We start from the raw sequence: 18011 nt of genomic DNA on the forward strand, positions 1-18011 counted from the left end.
ATAAAATCAAATAAAACTACCCATTAAGTAAGAGCCCGCATAACCAAAGGTGTAACACAATAATAAATACAGCGATAAGCGAAGGTAACTTGCAAACGTCAGCTCTTTTACCTTACTCATGGCTATAATACCGGCCGCCGAGCCAATGATTAGCATAGAGCCACCTACACCGGTTGCATACGTAAACGACAACCAATGCTGTTGACTCATTACAATGTCGGCTTTTAATAACGCTGCCGTTAGTGGCACGTTATCAACACCTGCGGATAAAATACCCATTAAGTAGTTTGCGTACTCTGGCGCCATTACCGTATACAAATTAGTAAATTGGCTCAGTACCCCAACTTCTTTTAACGCACCAACAAGCAGTAACACACCCACGAAAAACAGTAAGGTGTCGTACTCTATGTCGCGTATAAAATCGATCATATCTTTATTGATATCTTTTTTGCGCATTAAAAATTGTGCGACTAAAAACATAATAGACAGGCCGAGTAAAAAGGTAAGTAACGGCGGCACACTATATAAAACACTTAAAGTAAGGGTAGAAATAACGGTAGTGAAGAAAATAACAGCGATAGTAATGTCGGTTTTTTCAATGCGTTTAAATTTAGTCTTTTTAAACTCTAACTGCTTGTTCATACCAATTGATAACAAGGTAGCCAGTAATAATACACTTAATAACGCAGGCACAATTAACAGTAATAAATTGCTAATTGTTACTTTACCATCAAGGAAAATCATAAGTGTGGTTACATCACCCGTGATAAGTGATACACCACCGGAGTTTACAGCAAATACAATAAGCGTGGCGTACTTAACTAGTTTTTTGGCTTCAAGTTTTAATGACATAATCACTGCCAATGATATTAGCGTGGCCGTAACGTTGTCGGAAATAGATGAAAATAAAAACGCAAAACACCCCACCAAAAACATTAGCTTACGCTCACTAATGCTGGTTGGCATAATCCGATTCACAACATTTTCGATGAGTCCTTTAGAGTTTAAATAGGCGACAAAGGTCATTGCGGCCATTAAAAACAGCCATAAAGAAGCAATTTCTAAAATATTGTGGTCTAGGAGGGTTTGAATCGTTTCGGGGCTTTGCCCATTAAGAGGAAAAATAAAGGAGATAATCCAGCAAAGTGTACCAAAAAATAACGTCGTTTTGGCTTTGTTAACGTGAATCACATCCTCAATAACGATAAGCAAGAATGCAATCGCTATCAGCGTCAGGATAATCGAGGAAACCATGATATTAAACAACCTTCGGGGTTAAGTAAAAATTGAAACCATGTAAAAAATATACCCACAAACTCTATGTGCCTATATTCGGCGCGGATACTATCACTAAGCGGGTGTAAAAACTATTATTAAATCGTCGCAAAAACGAATACCATATAAGTTCGAGAAATATAAAATAACGAATACTAGGAAGTTGCAACGCCTTATGATCCCAGCTAAAAAGCTACTTAATACCCTAAATGAACACTGGAGTGTATTAGAGCTATTATTTAAGCGCTTTAAAATGGCCGACTTTAGTATTAAAGATCTTCAAAATGCCATTAAGCAAAAGCAACCCACGTGGAATAATGAGCGTATTTATAAAGAAACCAACCGGTTATTAAATCAAGAAATTATTATTCCGCTGGCTAAATCGTCACAACTGGAAATTAACCGCGCCGTTGCCGACTTTGCCACCTTTTTACTGCAAGAAGAACATTTAGGCTTAGCACAAGAAATTAGTGTTTTGGTTGATGATTTGGCCCGTTTAGGTAATCGGCTATCCAATGCCGGTGAAATGGAAGATTTTGATGATTTACGCCGCTTTAGCCGTATTATGGATGATCGGGTGCGTAAAATAATCAAACTGTTTTTACACAACGAAAACGCCATTTTAAATATTGTTGAGCAAGCCAAATCTAATAATGCAGTGCAGTCGCTACAAAAACGCTATAAAGCCGTGATAGAAGCGTTTGATGAGTATATAGAACCCATGCTGGAAATGGTGGATATTAGAGGCGACTTTCATGCCTGTTTTACTTTAATTGAGCAACAAATTAGCACCCAAATAGAACATATTGAACGTTCAGGCAAAGCGTACAACGATAAACGCATGCTTGAGCAATTGCGTACCCGAATTCTAGAAATGCACCTAGTTGGCCGGATAAGCTTACGTAAAAGTGCCGATATGCTTATGCCACTGCGTGAAGAGTTGCGCCGTAATAACCTTGTTACCCGCCAAGTAGCAAAAGTATTAGGGCTAATACGTAAAAATGGGGTAGATAATATGCTCAGCGCCGTGCAGCCACATTTTGTAAGCGATGCGCAAAAGTATTCATTGGGTCAACAGCGCCATATAGTAGCCTACATGGCAAGCCTGGCTGAATTTGAGCATCATGAATATCAGCTACCAGAGCAAAACGATGTGCCTGCGTTTGTCACACCAAACATTCCTGACTATCACGATGTAAAAGCGCAGTTTGCAAAACGCTTCAAAAAGCAGCGTAAAAAACCACAGCCTCTGCTGCAATTTTTAGACGAAAGCTACCCAGAGCTTGAAGCCGATGAAATGCTGTTTTTGTATCAAAAACTAGTGAGCGATACCACCCTACACATTAGCCAAAGCGATAAAAAAGCCCGCGTTAACATTGCAGGCCAGCACTTTTCTTTGTACCCCTTTAATTCAGAGCCTCAGGCTGATAAAGCCGAGCACGAGTAATGACCATGACACAGATAAACTTAAATGAGCTTTCTCACTTACAAGCCATTAATAAAAAATTAGTCGCCGGTTACCACATTTGCGAACAAGACACCCTAATGTGGCAAGAGCTTGACCAACAAATTGAAGCTTACAGCGCCTTATTCACAGCATTAGGCCATGATTTAAAGCACGACAGTCGTGGCTTTTATTATTTTGCTAGCGATGAAAGCACCCCCAATATGGGCAAAATATCGCGCGCGATAGCGCTCACTATTTATATTTTAATCGAACACTTTGCCAACACAGGTAAAGATCCTATGCGTGCGTTATTTGATGAGCCAAACGATTTAGAGCTAATGCAAACCTTGGTACAACTTAATAAACATTTATTTGATCAGCTTGAAATATTTTCGGGTTCTGATTTACGCAAAGATGTGTATTTACGAATGGTACGTTTAGGCCTTGCCCGCGAAGTAGAAGGTGGCTTTATGTTGCAAGCCCCTATTCACCGCTATATTGATGCCTTAATGGAAGTAAACGAAGAGACCTTTATTAGTGAGGACGAGCAATGAAAAATTTATACGGGCTGAGTAAACTCGCCCTACTAAATACCGCAGGCTATGCAAAATGTGTGATCCCACTGGATAAAAGTAGCTCGATTTGTGCCCCTAACAACACAGGTAAAAGCTCAGTAATTAATGCACTGCAATTTCCGCTAATTAACGATTTACGCCTAACCGAGTGGGATGGCCACGATTTAGATGAAACCCGTAAGTTTTATTTTTCATCAGATCAATCGTACATTTTATTGCAAGCCGATTTGCCCCATGGCTCAGTCGTCATTGGCGTAGCCGGCTTAGGTAAAATTGCCGGTTATGCACACCAATACTTTTGCTATCAAGGTAAGCTTGATTTAGCCCAGTACACCCAAGGCAATACCATTATTAAGTTTACCAAGCTGTTTAATCACTTAAAGCAGCAAGGTTACAACCCAATAGAGCTTAAAGCACAAGAGTTAAACGCTCTACTTACTGGCGGAGCGACGCAATTTGACGGTGAGATCAATTTAAAAATGATCCCCCTTAACAACGTTCAAGACTCTGCAATATACAAAGAAATATTTCGTCGTATTCTTAATTTACATAAATTAGGCGCAAACGACGTTAAGCGTTTTATGTTGCGTGTGTTTGAACGCCATATGTCAAATTCTAAGGTCGACTTTTACGAGGTTTGGCGCCGTTCGTTTGATAAAGTAAACCGCGCAAAACGTGAATTAAAAGCCCTTGAGTCAATGCAAGAGCCCATAGCCGCCCTTGAATCTATGCTTGAAAACCAAACCGTTCTTAAAGGTAAACTGGCCGCTTATGCACCAAAAATTGACCAAGCACTGATTGATTTTGATGCTTACCAAGAAGAGCAACTAAGCGAGCTCAACATCGCTCTTGAAGATATTGAGCACGAAAAACACGAGTTTGAACAAAAGCAAGGGCTATACGTGCAACAATCGCGCGATATAGAGCGCAAGCAAACTCAAATTGAACAATGGTTTTTAGATTTCAACGCCCTTAAAAGTGAATTTGAGCTGGTTAATAAAGCCACTATCAAAAGCAACCTAACGCAGTTAAAAAATGACTACGAGTCGTTGTCACACTCTATTACGAGTGCTCAAGGGCAAAGCCTACACACCCTTGATTACCGTATTGGTGAAACACAAAAACAAATTAAAAGCTTAAAGTTACAACTTAAAAACTTAGAATTTAATTTATTCACCCGTATGCGTGAAGACTTATCACTGAAAGAAGTAGAAGAAATATCACGACTATTAAACCCCGATCTTCTCTCCTTTGCCACCACCAGCAATGGCGATATAACCATTGATGACGAAGATGCCTTTGGTGAATTTTTATCAAAGCTGAGCGAAAATGTTAAAGGCGGTATACTCACCCTGCCCGGTGCCAGTATTAAACTTAAAAAGCTCTCACCAGTACAAATGCAAAGCGGCGAAAATAAAGAGCAACTGAGCGCTCAGTTAACCGCGCTTGAGCAATCATTAAAAGAGTTTAAACAACAGCGCGAAGTGGCCGCCAATGTTGCTGATAAACAAAAAGAAAAAGACGCGCTATACGAGGAGCTTATGAGTGCAGAAAGCGCACTTAAACGCTTAGAGCAATTTGAAGTGATGCAACAGTCGGTTGACGCACAAGCGATGCTAAAAGAGCAGCTTTTAGCCGAGCGCGAACAAGTTGACGATTACCTACAAGATATTCAAAAAAACAGTGGCTCAATTGCTGATAGACGCTCGTTAATTAAATCAAAACAAGCGCAAATTAATCGTCAAACAGAGCGCCTGCGCCAAGTTAAAACCGAGCGTATTGACCACACGTTAGATTTATACAGTGGTAAAGTGACACCTTACATGATTGATATAAAAATCGATTTTGATAATTTAAGCGATTTAATTCACCACTTTAATAAAGACTGCCAAGAGCTTCGTAATTTCGATATAAATGTACGTAATACCTATATGCATATTTACAATGCAGGTATTACCAAGTTCGATAACGAAAACGATGAGTTTAGTAAATACCAAAAACTTATTAGCGCGTTTCATAATATTGATAACGAACGTGATGCCGTTGAGCGCCAAGGTCGCGTTGCCCTCACCGAAGTGGCCGCCACGATTAAAGGCTTACGTGAAGATTTAGACCGCCTACGTCGTGAAATGAATAGCTTTAATAAAGGCATAAGCCAGCATCGTATTTCAAACCTGCAAGCGTTTAAAATTAATATTATCCCGCGCAAAATGTTGGTAGATAGCATTGATACTATTATCAGTACCTCTAACCAAATTGAACAAGGCGACACCCTGGATTTACTCAGCCAAGAGCCGTACAGCGAAAGTGCGGTAAACGACGCAAAAGATCATTTAATTAAACTCGCCTCAGACAAAGCAGGCCTGACCCTTACCGATTTATTTGATATTCGTTTTGAAGTGGTTAACCGCGCGGGCGAAACCGAGCACTTTGAAAAAATAGATTCGGCTGGTTCAAATGGTACGCGTATCACCATTAAGCTGTTATGTGGCATGTTGTTTATTCGTTACTTATTAAGCGATCAGGAACAAAACTTATACCGTATACCTATTTACATAGATGAAGCGGCTGATATCGATCCGCAAAACCAAAAAGCAATTATAGAAACCGCCCTGAGCTTTGGCTTTGTGCCAATATTTGCCTCAGTTAAACCGCAAATAAGTTGTGATTATATTGTGCCAATTCGTTCAGTAAAAGACGGCGCACAAAACTGGGTAGATGAAAAAGATTGGATTGAGGTTGAACATAAAGCCTCTCTACTGGACTAAGAATTAATTGGCTATTCATCTTAGCCAGTTACACTTATTTTTAGATTTTAAATTACCCTCGCCCATGGTAGTTTAAACAAACGCACTTTATTGGAGCAAACGTAATGAAACATATATTTATTGTCGCAGCACTGGCGCTACTTACCGCCTGTACACAAACGCCCGATTGGGATTACGATAAATCAGCAAACTTTAGTAACTACAAAACGTTTGCTTGGGTAGAAAACGCGAGCCTAACCAAAGACACGAATAACTACCAAATCAGTGGCCTTATGGAAAAACGCGTTCGCAATGCGGTAAACAACCAACTAAGCCAACAGTTAGGTATGCAATTGGTTGACGTAGCGCAAGCTGATGTACTTGTTAATTACCATGCAAGTGTTGATAAAGAGCTAGAAGTAGATACCTTTAACGTAGGCTACGGTGCACGTTGGGGTTACTGGGGCACAGGCTTTAACCACGATGTAAGCGCACGTGAGTATGAAGTAGGCACGTTAGTTATCGATATTATTGATCGTGAGTCAAACCAATTAATTTGGCGTGGTGCTAAAGATGGCCGTTTAAAGAAAAAACAAACACCATCACAACGTGAAGCCGCTATTAAAGAAACGGTTGCCAATATTTTAAGCAACTTTCCGCCTAAAGCGCAGCAATAAATTTTAATTAATATTTAAAAGCCCGCATGTTCGCGGGCTTTTTTATGGCTTAAAACTGTTTACCTATAATGTAATAAGTTACGCATTAACAAGGTGATAGCTCAATGCTATAGTAATCATGTTACAAGGGATAAAGCTTAATCAATAAGACGTTTAGTAAACCTAGTGTTTAAAGTTGTGAGATAAATTAAAGGATTAAAATGAAAGAAATGTGCCCAAATTGTAAAAGTAATTTTGCAGCTAAAGATATAAATAATATTAACAAAAATAGTATTTTTATTGAAAAACAATGTCCGTCTTGTAATAAGTGGTTTTGTTTGAATAAAACACTCACGATTATAAAAATTATTGGTATTTTTTTATTGTTAATAACCAGCCTATTAAATATCTTCAATATTAAGAGTGAATACAGTCCGGTTTTTTCAAGCATTGGCTTGGTAGGCATACTAATGGCAATCATTGTTACTTTTTTTGGTAAGCATGAAACGGTCAAATAATCAAAAAACAAAAAAGAAGCAAAAAATAAAACACGCTAATATTAGTAATACTAGAATGCTGTTGAACCAAGTAGCATTCACTTTGTTTTCTTTTGCTTTAGGGTTATTACTTATAATAATCGCAGTAAATTCTATACACGACGGTTATGTTCATACACCAACAGATTATCGAGTTGAATCTGAGGTTTATTTTTTCTCGACCTCTCCATTTGCTTATCTTTTTAACCTTCTTTTTTACTTAGGATGTGGGATCTTTTTTTTAGCGGTACCTTACTTAAGTAGAGATATGTTCCCTCGTAAAAAAGATAAAAAGATAAAAAGATAAAAAGATAAAAAGATAAACAAAAAAAGTTCAAAGAAAAATAAACAATAGTTTTAATTAACTCGCTTTGTACTTATATAATAACTCAAAGGGTAAATGACAGTAGTCATCTGGGTGATTAGTTAAACGATCTTGATGCTCGGGATCGCTAGGGACATAATTAGTCAATGGCGCTACTTGTACCGCTATTTTTTCAGCATCATCACGCTGGCTAATATAGTCTCTGGCGATGTTTAAATGATCACTGTCTTGGCTAAAAATGTCGGTGCGGTATTTTTCGCCTACATCGTTGCCTTGTTTATTGATACTGTATGGGTCAATAATCTCAAAAAAATAGCCAATTAATTCATTTAAGGTTACTTCTTGGGCATCAAAGGTTACTTTCACGCATTCGGCATAGCCATCGTATTCACCTTGTGTTGTGTTACTCGTGCCGTTGGCACGCCCCGCCTCAGTAGTCACTACTCCAGGTAAATACCTCATAAATTCTTGCACGCCCCATAAGCAACCACCAGCAAAATAAAGTGTGTGCTGATTTAATGAATGGCTCGGTTGTTGTGTTTGCATAATAAAGTGACCAATGTAAATAATTTATAGGATGCAGAGTTACTATTTTGTAACGCTAGATTTGATTATCAAATGCAGTTTTTTATCATTAATGTACAATAGCGCCCAAAATCACCCTAGCTTAGTGAGCTTACCTTATCATGTGATAAAAAATGATAGGTATTTAATTTTTAGCGCCATTGCATAAAATGAGAATAATGATATGAATCGTGCCCCGCACCTTATTATACCGGCTGTACTAGTCAGTATTTCGACTGTTGCTTATGCAGAGCAGAGTAAAGAAACAGCAATCATAGAACAAATAACAATTGAAGCGTCACCCACTGCCAATACCTTACCCGTTGGTACATTTGATTCGCCTATTTCAAATTTAGAGTACGACCCGCGTGTTGACTTGCAATCACGCAATATGGCCGAGGCACAAGCTGATGTAACGATACGCGGTGGTATTTTTGAAAATACCGGCTTTAGAGTCGGCAGTGCAACTCTACTAGACCCGCAGTCTGGTCACTACTTTGCAGAAATTCCTATTGCACCACAAATGCTAACAGGTGCCAGCGTATTAACCGGAGCCGATAACGCACTTTATGGCATGAATAGCTCTGTGGGTACTGTGTCGTTTGCTTGGAAACCAATAACAACCGGTGGCAGTGTCTCTTTGGGCGCAGGCTCAAATGACTTTAACTTACAAACAATTCATGCAGGTGTGAGTACTCCACTTGAAGCAAACGCTAATTGGCGCATTGGTTTTGAAGGTGAATATTCGCACTCACAAAGTGATGGTTCAATTGATTTTGGCGATCATGACTTTACCCGTACTTCTGGCAGAGTGCAGTTAACTGGGAGCGATTCACAAACTGATTTATTTTACGGCTTACAAGAAAAGTTTTTTGGTTGGCCAAACCTTTATACCCCATTTGGTGTAAATGAAACCGAAGACTTAGAAACTCAATTATGGATGCTCAACCATAAACAAGCCTATGCTACCAACAGTGAATTTGAAGTATCGGCTTATTACCGCAAGCATAACGACCATTATGTTTATTCAAGAGAAAACCCAAGCGCGTTCCAAGCATTTCATGAAACACAAGTAAAATCATTGGCTGTTTCAGGTCGTCATGCGCAAACAAAGTCAGTTGCGGTTAATTACTCGGCGCAATATATAGAAGACAGTATTGACTCCACCACCCTTGAAAATAATTTCACTTCACGTAACTACTTTAAGCTTAGTGTATTACCAGAATACACAACAGCACTAGCAAGCAACCAACAACTAACGGTGCGTTTAGGGGCTGCATTTGATAACACCAGTCGTGATGATTCTGAGCTATCGTTAATTGGGGATGTTAGTTTCAATACCCAAAATAACGATGACACTGAGCGAACATTGTATTTGTCGTATGCCGAGGCAAGCCAAGTAGCAGGCTACACCGCCATTGGTGGCAGTGAATCAGGTGGTTTGTTTAGAAGTAACGCTAACCTTAAGCGTGAAACCACCAAAAACTTAGAGCTGGGCTTATTACTTGAGCAACAAAGCTGGCAGCTTAATTCCGCACTTTTTTATCGTAAAGATAACAACCTAACCGATTGGACATTTAACTTTGATTCAAGCTCAGCGCGATTTGCACAGCCGGTTAATATTGACACCACAGGCCTTGAGTTTTTAGCCACTAAGCAATTTGATAACGCAGAAATTATTGCCAGCTATGCGTACTTACATAAAACAGAAACCTACGGCGCTGAAAATATTGATGCTAGCTTTTATGCCTTAAATTTTCCTGATCATCGTGTAACGCTCGGTGCAATTTGGAACCCGACGGATATGTTAGAGTTTCGAGTAGATAATGAGTGGCGTAAACAGCATAACAATGCGCTGCGCCGTTCAGATGACGAGGCACTATTTACTCAGCTGACGTTAAAAATAACCCCGGCTACACTGCAAAATTTCTTTATTACTTTAGCAGCGGATAATTTGTGGGATGAATCGTTTGAAGAAATCCCAGGCACGCCGGGTCGCGGTGAGCAATATACGCTAAGCGCCACGTATAGCTGGTAACAATTTAGCTCGGCGAGGGTGTATCCCACGCTGAGCTTGTTTTTTAAATTGAAATAATACACAGACTAGCAACAAGCTGACTTAAAAATTTCATACCGCAGCTCGCCCTACTTTACGTACTCTAAAAGCCCAGCGCCTCTTCGCCCTCTTTGTACATTTATCATTAAAACCGTATGAACAAAGAGAATTGAATGAGAAGAAAATGAGAAAAAACGACTAACTAAGCCAAATGATTTTGTATCTAAGTCACTTACTCTAAAAGCGCAGCGTTTCTTCGCCCTCTTTGTGCATTTATCATTAAAAACGGTATGAACAAAGAGAATTGAATGAGAAAAAACACTAGCTACAATGCTAAGTGGATACGTAATTGCACTCTCTCAGTACTACTTTTAGAAACACAAAGTAAGTGTCTACACTTTTCAGGCGTATAAATTGTAAATATATGTGTATTTAATACAATAAATTAGGTTAATTGCTCTAATTCTGTAATTAACGTCAATGCGTGTTCATTAGTCGTCCCACAAACATCTAAAGTAGCGCTAAAATCACTACACACTTTTGGGCGCGACTCATCACCAAATAGCTTACATAAATTACGCTCATCCAGCTGAATACAACGTTCTCCGGCCTTTTTACCATTTGGCATACCCGGTATTGGCGAGCTAATACTTGGTGCAATACAACATGCTCCACAGCCTAAACGGCACGCCATTGATTGTGTTTTCATTATAACCTCAGTAATAAATTTTAATTATATTGTTGCTGCTTTGCATACAAACAGAGCGATTTGTTCTATTTGTAACCGCATTATGCAATGACTTGTTACATCTTCAAACACACTGTAAACACTTTATTGCGTATCATTAGTTCATCAGCACAATTTATGAAGGAATGCCCTGTGGCGACTAAAAAACAAATAATACTCCCTATCGCGGTCCTTGTTGGTGGCATCGCCCTTGCAGCGGGCTTTTCAGCAATGAAAAAACCACCAGAAGAAAAACCAGAACAAGATACTCGCCCATTGGTTGCAGCACAACCTATTCACCTTGATGCAATCACTCTCGATGTTAAATCGTACGGTATTGTGCAACCTAAAGACCGCACTGAGCTGATTGCTCAGGTAAGTGGCCAAGTTATTTCTGTTGCAGGGCAATTTGTTGAAGGTGCCTTCGTAAAGCAAGGAGATATTTTAGCACGAATTGACCCAAATGATTACGAAGCTGATTTAATTGAAGCTGAGGCTGGGCTCGCCCAAGCAAGTTCAGCGCTTGAGATTGAACGTGCTCAAGCGCATGTTGCTAAAGCTGAATGGGAACGCATTAAAGCAGACTCAAGCGATATTACCGCTTCTGCGCTTTATTTACGTAAGCCGCAATTAGCAGAGAAAATGGCGCGTTATCGCTCAGCACAAGCAAGTGTAAAACGTGCTAAACGTAATTTAGAACGCACTTATATTAAAGCCCCCTACGATGCAATTATAAACGCGCGTAGCATTAGTTTGGGTTCTGTTGTAAATCCAGGTAATAGCTTTGGCTCACTCAGCGCCACTTCGGTCGCTGAAGTACGTTTACCGGTTGCCGATAAAGAGCTGCAATATTTAAATAATGGCGGTATTGGTGCAACAGTGTTATTTAGTGCGCAGTTCGCGGGCAAAGAAACCACATGGCAGGCTAAAGTGGTACGCAGTGAAGGGGTGATAGATCAAAAAAGCCGTATGAGCTACTTAGTGGCACAATTACCAACCCCATATGCTAACAAAACTCAACCATTGCGTTTTGGCTCCTATGTTAACGCTAGCATAGAAGGTCGTGCAGTTAATAACGCCATTGTTGTGCCACATCATTTAGTCAAAGAAAATAAAATTGCAATATTAAACGACGATTTAACCCTGTCGTTTAAAACTCTCAATATTATACGTGAACAAAACGGCATGGTGATCGCAGACCAAGGGCTTAATGAAGGTGAACAGCTAATTACTTCTGCCCTTGAATACCCTACCGAGGGAATGGCGGTAAAAATTGAAGACGTTGTAACAACCCCAGACGTTACTCAACTTGCATTGAAACAGGAGTAACTTATGTCTACACGTGAAAAAGGCCTAATTGCATGGTTTGCGCGCAACCCTGTTGCAGCAAATCTATTGATGATATTTATACTTATTGGTGGCATTTTAACGGCGTTTACTATTCGCAAACAAATGTTTCCACAATTTGAAAGTAACTGGATCAGTGTCTCCGCGGTATACCCTGGCGCAGCCCCGCAAGAGGTTGAGGAAGGCATTACTATAAAAGTTGAGGAGAACCTTGAGGGTATAGAGGGAATAAAGCGCCTTATCACCTACTCCAATAGAGGCTCTTCACAAGCATGGATTGAAATAGAAGAGCAGTTTGATCCGCAAGAAGTACTCGATGAAATTAAAGTACAAGTAGATTCAATTAATACGTTTCCTGCGGGTATGGAGCGCCCTATTGTTCGTCGCGATAAATACGAACAAGAAGTAATGATACTTGCGCTTTACGGTGACATGAGTAACTACCAACTTAAAGAGCTCGGTAATGATATAAAAGATGAGCTTCAGGCACTGCCTAATATTAATTTAGTTAACTTTAATGGTGGCCTTAATTACGAAATTGGTATTGAAGTAAGCCCAGACAAACTGCGTGCTTATGGATTAACGTTTAGAGATATTGCCAGTGCAGTGCAAAGCTTTTCTGCCAATATGTCAGCTGGGCAAATTCGCTCTGAAAATGGCTATATTTCAATGCGCGTTGAGAAACAAGCCTACCGTGGTAGCGAGTTTGCAAAACTACCACTGATCACCCTTGCCGATGGCGCGCAAGTTTATTTAGGTGACGTTGCCACCATAAATGATGGCTTTGAAGAAGGCCTGCAATACTCAAAATACAATGGTAAAAACTCATTGTCGTTTGAAGTAAACGCCTCTAAAGATCAAGATATTACCGATGTTGCTAAAGTACTTAAAACCTATATGGCTGAAAAAGAATCGCAACTGCCTGCAGGTGTTAAGCTCTCTCCTATTGTTGATTTAACTTACTACCTCGAAGGTCGCCTCGATATGATGGTCGACAATATGATTTGGGGTGGCTTACTAGTTATGTTGGTATTAGCGCTGTTTTTACCATTACGTTTAGCTTTTTGGGTAATGATGGGTTTACCTGTGTCATTTTTAGGTGCCTTTTTGTTTATGCCAATTGGCTTTTTAGATGTCACCATTAACTTAGCCTCGTTATTTGCCTTTATACTGGTGCTTGGGATAGTGGTTGATGACGCCATTGTTGTGGGCGAATCTGCTAGTGCTGAAATAGAAAAACACGGCCATACACTCGATAACGTTGTACGCGGCGTAAAACGCGTGGCAATGCCAGCCACATTTGGCGTACTTACCACTATTGCGGCATTTTTACCGCAAACTCTTGCCACAGGTCCAGGTGCGGCTTTTTCTAAAGCCATTGGTGGGGTGATTATTTTATGTTTAATTTTCTCACTGATTGAATCAAAACTTATTTTACCAGCACATATTGCGGCAATGAAAGACCGCAAACCAAATCCAAAAAACCCGCTTCACCGTGCACGTAAAGTAATGGATAACGGCCTAAAAAGTTTTGTTGATAACTACTACACCCCGTTTGTTGGTCGCTGCATTCATTATCGCTATACCGTTATTGTCGGTTTTATGTGTTTACTGATTGTCAGTGCGGGAATGTTTGCCGGTGGTTTAGTTAAATTTGTGCCTAATCCTAAAATACCGCACGACTTTCCTCGCATTGATATAGAAATGAACTTAGCGTCTTCTGAGCAAGCAACGCTTGAGACAGCTAAAAAAGTAGAGCAGCTAATACTGAGCGTTGATAGTCAGCTCAAAGAGCAATACGGTAAACCGATGATCCGCGATTTATCAGTTAGCTTACGTGGGCGAACGCAAGCAAACATTATGGCTATTTTAGTTGAACCCGACCTGCGCCCTATTGATACCTTTGCACTGAGTGCCTTATGGCGCGAGCAAATGCCTAACTTACCGGGTGTTAAAACCCTAACCATTCAAGACAGTATTATGAACGGGGGTCGAGACGATGGCGATGTAAGCTTTAAACTCGAAGGTAAAAATGCACAAGTACTTAAAGAAGTCGCTGGTAAACTTAAAACCAAGTTACAAAATATGGAAGGCGTAGGCGATGTTAATGACTCAATGCAAAGCGCTACCGATGAAGTACAGCTAGATTTAAAACCACTTGCTTACAGCATGGGGCTAACCCTTGCCGATGTGGCGTCACAAGTAAGCTTTAGTTATTACGGTCTTGAAGCACAACGTATTCTTCGAGAAGGTGAAGAAATTAAAGTGATGATCCGCTACCCAGAAGATGAGCGTAACTCAATCAGCGATATCGACAGCGTACGTATTATCACCCCAACAGGCGCTGAAGTACCATTAAGTGAAGTTGCTAATATTTCATTAGTTGATGGGGTTAATCGTATTCGCCGTGAAAATTCAAAACGTACAGTAAACGTGTGGGCTGCGGTAAATACTGACCAAGTAGAGCCCTTTGCCATTGCACAACAAATTCGTGATGAGTACTTACCTTCATTACTTAAAAACTACCCAGGGGTGCAAAGTAATGTGGCTGGTCGTATTCAAGAGGAAATGGATAGCGCTGATGAGCAATTACGTGACTTTGCGCTATCGATGATCATAATTTTTGCATTATTGGCTATTCCTCTGCGCTCTTACTCGCAACCATTAATTATTATGTCGGTCATTCCATTTGGTGTGGTTGGCGCAATGTTTGGCCACATGGTACTAGGTATGACCATGAGCAGCTTATCGATGTTTGGCATTATTGCGGTAGCCGGTGTGGTGGTTAATGACTCACTCGTGATGGTAGATTTTGTAAACAAAGCGCGTGCTGAAGGTGTGGCAATAAAACAAGCGGTAATGCAAGCCGGTGCGCGTCGCTTTAGAGCCATATTACTGACTTCAATTACCACCTTTATTGGGGTCATGCCGATTATTATGGAAACCAGCTTACAAGCAAAAATTGTAATACCGATGGCGGTCTCGCTCGCTTTTGGTGTGCTGTTTGCCACGGTAATAACGCTTATTCTTATACCGTGTCAGTATGTTGCGCTTGAAGATGCAAAACGCCTGATCCGCAAATGGCGCGGTAAAGATGCCCTAGTCGATGGCCAACCAGCAACGACAAATCACTAAATTAAGTAAAAATCCCAACCAAAAAAGCTCGGTATTATTATGCCGAGCTTTTTATTTATAGTTAAAAAATAGCATTCAACTATTTGCCAGTTTGTCTCCCTACTGGTAATTTAACTCTAAACTTTGCTCTTAAAGGATTAACCATGGGCACATTTCAGCTTATCTTATTTATCGTCTTTGCCGTATTGACTACTCTGGGTTACAAAAAGAACAACCGCAATTTAATGCTATTGGTTGCAATAACTATTTCTTTTGCATTTGTAGGATTAGAATTTTTACTTGGGTTTGATGAAGGATTATCAAGGACTAACTATGAATAAAAAAGTAATACATTGGCCAAGTATGTCACTTTATTTAATCGCCTTATTCACGTTTATCGGTGGCATTATTGACTCCACCTATTCGAGCTTCCTCATTGGCTTTGGCTTTAGTTTTATGGGCTTTGCAAGCATTCGCTTAATCCCAGCAAACTTTCTTACTCGTAAACTAACTAGCCCTATAGCGGAAACTCTCGTTCGCAAAAGAGATATAGCAACACAAATTATCGGATTTTTATTACTCATTACTGGGTTAGCTTTATCTATGCTGTTCAACGTTTAATTGCGTGATTAAAAAGATCCTATGATGAGCATAATAAACTGCTCGTTTTTTATGCCTTTTACGTTATGGTATTTAATAATCATAATAAATAAGGCACAACTATGAATTCCCCTCAGTCTGAACACATTCCTCAAGAAGCATTTGATTGGTATGACGAATACGCTCACGGTTTAATTGATAGACGCACCTTTATGAAAAAGCTTGGTGGCTTAGCCGCATTGGGCTTTTCAATGACGGTACTTACAGGTGCATTATTACCTAATTACGCTCAAGCCGAGCAAGTCTCATTTAACGACGATGATATAAAAGCCACTTACCAAGAATTTGATTCGCCTGATGGCTATGGTTCGGGCAAAGGCTACTTAGTGATTCCAACAAATATACAAGGCAAACTACCTGTTGTATTAGTAGTACACGAGAATCGCGGCTTAAATCCGTATGTAAAAGATGTTGCAAGGCGACTGGCTAAAGCCGGGTTTATTGCTTTTGCACCTGATGCGTTATACCCACTGGGTGGCTATCCAGGCAACGACGATGAAGGTCGAGCCATGCAGCGCACGATGGATCGCGTTAAAATACAAAATGATTTTGTTGCCGCCGCGCATTTTTTGAAGGCGCATCCAAATAGTAATGGTAAATTAGGTGCCGTTGGTTTTTGTTTTGGTGGCTATATTGTTAACTATTTAGCTGCCGTAGACAGTAATTTATTGACTGCGGGCGTGCCCTTTTATGGTACACCTGCAAGTGAAAGCTTACATAAAAACATTAAAGCGCCATTAATGATTCAGTTAGCTGAGCTTGATAAACGCGTTAACGCCACATGGCCTGAATATGAGCAGAGCTTAAAATCAAACAATGTTGATTACACTATGCACATGTACGAAGGCGCGAATCATGGTTTTCATAACGATTCAACTGGCCGCTACGATGAAAAAAATGCCGAACTTGCATGGCAGCGTACATTAGCATTTTTTAATAACCACTTAAGTTAACATTACTAAGCGTGTATTTGTTACTCGTTAATTAATACACGTTTATCAACAATTCCCTCTTTTACTAGCTGATTCAATAAGTGAGCGGTTTTTTCTCTGCACACATCGCGTAGTAGTCGTACAGCGGGAGTAATCGATTGTCTGCTTGGGCAAATAAGCCACAGCTCCCCTTGGGTGTGCTGATAGTTAGGCATCACAGTAACAACGCGTTTATTTAATAAGTCATCAGCAATATCTAACGCCGATTTAACCGCTAAACCTTTATCTGCCACACACCAGCGCCTTACTAAATCGCCATCGTTTGAGGCACGTCTGCCCTGCATTTTTACTTTGTATTTTTTTTGGCCATCGGTAAACTCCCATACATTATTGATAATATCTTGCAGCTGATAAAATAACCCTTGATGCTGCGCTAAATCATCAGGGTGCTCTGGCTCACCATATTTAGCTAAATAGGTAGGTGTAGCACAGAGTAGTCGCGGTACGTTGCAAATTTTAAATCCATAAACACTGCTATCACTTGGGGAGCCATAACGCAGTGCAATATCAACCGAATCACGAAAAAAATCGATATTGCTATCGCTAATGTGCGTACGCAAGCTCACACTTGGGTACCTATCCATAATGTCATCAATCCAGGGGATCACTAGGTTGCGCCCTAAATCAGATGAAGTAGCCACCCGCAATTCTCCCTCAATAGCATCATGTTCTCCTTTGAGGTTTTGCCTTGCCGTTTCAAGTACAGCCAGCGCTTGTTCGCATTGGGGTATGTACCGCTCCCCTGCACTGGATAAACGCAAATGGCGAGTTGTTCTAATAAATAATTCGCAGCCAAGGGCTGATTCTACGCGCTTAATAGCCGCACTGGCGGTTGCTGTGCGCATATCTAACTTAGCAGCAGCTAAAGTAATACTTCGACACTCTGCTACTTTTAAAATCAGTTTTAAGTCATCAATCTGCATATTATCTATTTTTATTTGATAATGATTCAATAATTATGCTGTTTATTTTAAATAAAGCAAATTGTAT

The 18011-nt window shown here is 40.1% G+C and carries 16 protein-coding genes; 12 read left to right on the top strand and 4 right to left on the bottom strand.

Annotated elements, in window-relative coordinates; translation table 11 throughout:
- Positions 1 to 6: 6 nt before the first annotated feature.
- A complete protein-coding gene (gene nhaD, locus AAEY57_RS02475; protein ID WP_350606128.1) occupies positions 7 to 1254 on the bottom strand; it encodes a sodium:proton antiporter NhaD in 1248 nt (415 codons plus the stop codon).
- 196 nt (positions 1255 to 1450) lie between these two features.
- Between nhaD and AAEY57_RS02480 the strand changes: the two genes are divergently transcribed.
- From AAEY57_RS02480 to AAEY57_RS02505, 6 genes are all read left to right on the top strand, one after another.
- Positions 1451 to 2722, top strand: coding sequence for an MksB family condensin complex protein (locus AAEY57_RS02480; protein WP_350606131.1), 1272 nt, complete (start codon positions 1451 to 1453; stop codon positions 2720 to 2722).
- 5 nt (positions 2723 to 2727) lie between these two features.
- On the top strand, positions 2728 to 3276 hold the full coding sequence (locus AAEY57_RS02485; RefSeq protein ID WP_076922498.1) for a condensin complex protein MksE: 549 nt from the start codon (positions 2728 to 2730) through the stop codon (positions 3274 to 3276).
- Complete coding sequence (locus AAEY57_RS02490; RefSeq protein ID WP_350606134.1) at positions 3273 to 6065, top strand: Mks condensin complex protein MksF; 2793 nt, start codon at positions 3273 to 3275, stop codon at positions 6063 to 6065. Before AAEY57_RS02485 ends, AAEY57_RS02490 begins: the two co-directional genes overlap by 4 nt.
- Positions 6066 to 6169: 104 nt before the next feature.
- Positions 6170 to 6721, top strand: coding sequence for a DUF4136 domain-containing protein (locus tag AAEY57_RS02495; RefSeq protein ID WP_013465143.1), 552 nt, complete (start codon positions 6170 to 6172; stop codon positions 6719 to 6721).
- A gap of 200 nt (positions 6722 to 6921) precedes the next feature.
- Entirely contained in the window at positions 6922 to 7218 is a 297-nt protein-coding gene (locus AAEY57_RS02500; protein ID WP_350606136.1) for a hypothetical protein, read from the top strand.
- Positions 7202 to 7543, top strand: a complete 342-nt coding sequence (locus AAEY57_RS02505; RefSeq protein ID WP_350606139.1) for a hypothetical protein — start codon at positions 7202 to 7204, stop codon at positions 7541 to 7543. The genes AAEY57_RS02500 and AAEY57_RS02505 overlap by 17 nt, the downstream gene beginning before the upstream one ends.
- Before the next feature lie 54 nt (positions 7544 to 7597).
- Here the strand turns inward: AAEY57_RS02505 and AAEY57_RS02510 are convergent, their stop codons facing one another.
- Positions 7598 to 8107 carry a peptide-methionine (S)-S-oxide reductase gene (locus AAEY57_RS02510; protein WP_350606140.1) on the bottom strand — a complete coding sequence of 170 codons (510 nt, stop codon included), beginning with the start codon at positions 8105 to 8107 and terminating at the stop codon, positions 7598 to 7600.
- Between the two features lie 202 nt (positions 8108 to 8309).
- Between AAEY57_RS02510 and AAEY57_RS02515 the strand changes: the two genes are divergently transcribed.
- On the top strand, positions 8310 to 10163 hold the full coding sequence (locus tag AAEY57_RS02515; protein WP_350606143.1) for a TonB-dependent receptor plug domain-containing protein: 1854 nt from the start codon (positions 8310 to 8312) through the stop codon (positions 10161 to 10163).
- Between the two features lie 463 nt (positions 10164 to 10626).
- Here AAEY57_RS02515 and AAEY57_RS02520 read toward each other — a convergent pair whose 3' ends face one another.
- Positions 10627 to 10890 carry a YkgJ family cysteine cluster protein gene (locus tag AAEY57_RS02520; protein WP_008109286.1) on the bottom strand — a complete coding sequence of 88 codons (264 nt, stop codon included), beginning with the start codon at positions 10888 to 10890 and terminating at the stop codon, positions 10627 to 10629.
- A 171-nt stretch (positions 10891 to 11061) separates the two neighbouring features.
- Between AAEY57_RS02520 and AAEY57_RS02525 the strand changes: the two genes are divergently transcribed.
- The 5 genes from AAEY57_RS02525 to AAEY57_RS02545 all read left to right on the top strand — a co-directional run bounded on the left by AAEY57_RS02525 (position 11062) and on the right by AAEY57_RS02545 (position 16982).
- A complete protein-coding gene (locus AAEY57_RS02525) occupies positions 11062 to 12237 on the top strand; it encodes an efflux RND transporter periplasmic adaptor subunit (RefSeq protein ID WP_024602956.1) in 1176 nt (391 codons plus the stop codon).
- 3 nt (positions 12238 to 12240) lie between these two features.
- A complete protein-coding gene (locus AAEY57_RS02530) occupies positions 12241 to 15390 on the top strand; it encodes an efflux RND transporter permease subunit (protein WP_350606147.1) in 3150 nt (1049 codons plus the stop codon).
- Between the two features lie 143 nt (positions 15391 to 15533).
- Positions 15534 to 15710, top strand: a complete 177-nt coding sequence (locus tag AAEY57_RS02535) for a hypothetical protein (protein WP_350606149.1) — start codon at positions 15534 to 15536, stop codon at positions 15708 to 15710.
- On the top strand, positions 15703 to 15990 hold the full coding sequence (locus tag AAEY57_RS02540) for a hypothetical protein (protein ID WP_350606151.1): 288 nt from the start codon (positions 15703 to 15705) through the stop codon (positions 15988 to 15990). The genes AAEY57_RS02535 and AAEY57_RS02540 overlap by 8 nt, the downstream gene beginning before the upstream one ends.
- Positions 15991 to 16091: 101 nt before the next feature.
- Positions 16092 to 16982 carry a dienelactone hydrolase family protein gene (locus tag AAEY57_RS02545; RefSeq protein WP_350606153.1) on the top strand — a complete coding sequence of 297 codons (891 nt, stop codon included), beginning with the start codon at positions 16092 to 16094 and terminating at the stop codon, positions 16980 to 16982.
- A 20-nt stretch (positions 16983 to 17002) separates the two neighbouring features.
- Here the strand turns inward: AAEY57_RS02545 and AAEY57_RS02550 are convergent, their stop codons facing one another.
- Positions 17003 to 17944 (bottom strand): LysR family transcriptional regulator, encoded by a 942-nt coding sequence (locus AAEY57_RS02550; protein WP_167378573.1) that lies wholly within the window; start codon positions 17942 to 17944, stop codon positions 17003 to 17005.
- Between the last annotated feature and the right edge of the window lie 67 nt (positions 17945 to 18011).

Origin of the sequence: Pseudoalteromonas sp. MER144-MNA-CIBAN-0113 (genome assembly GCF_040308965.1) — a bacterium.
Taxonomy (GTDB): Bacteria; Pseudomonadota; Gammaproteobacteria; order Enterobacterales; family Alteromonadaceae; genus Pseudoalteromonas; species Pseudoalteromonas tetraodonis.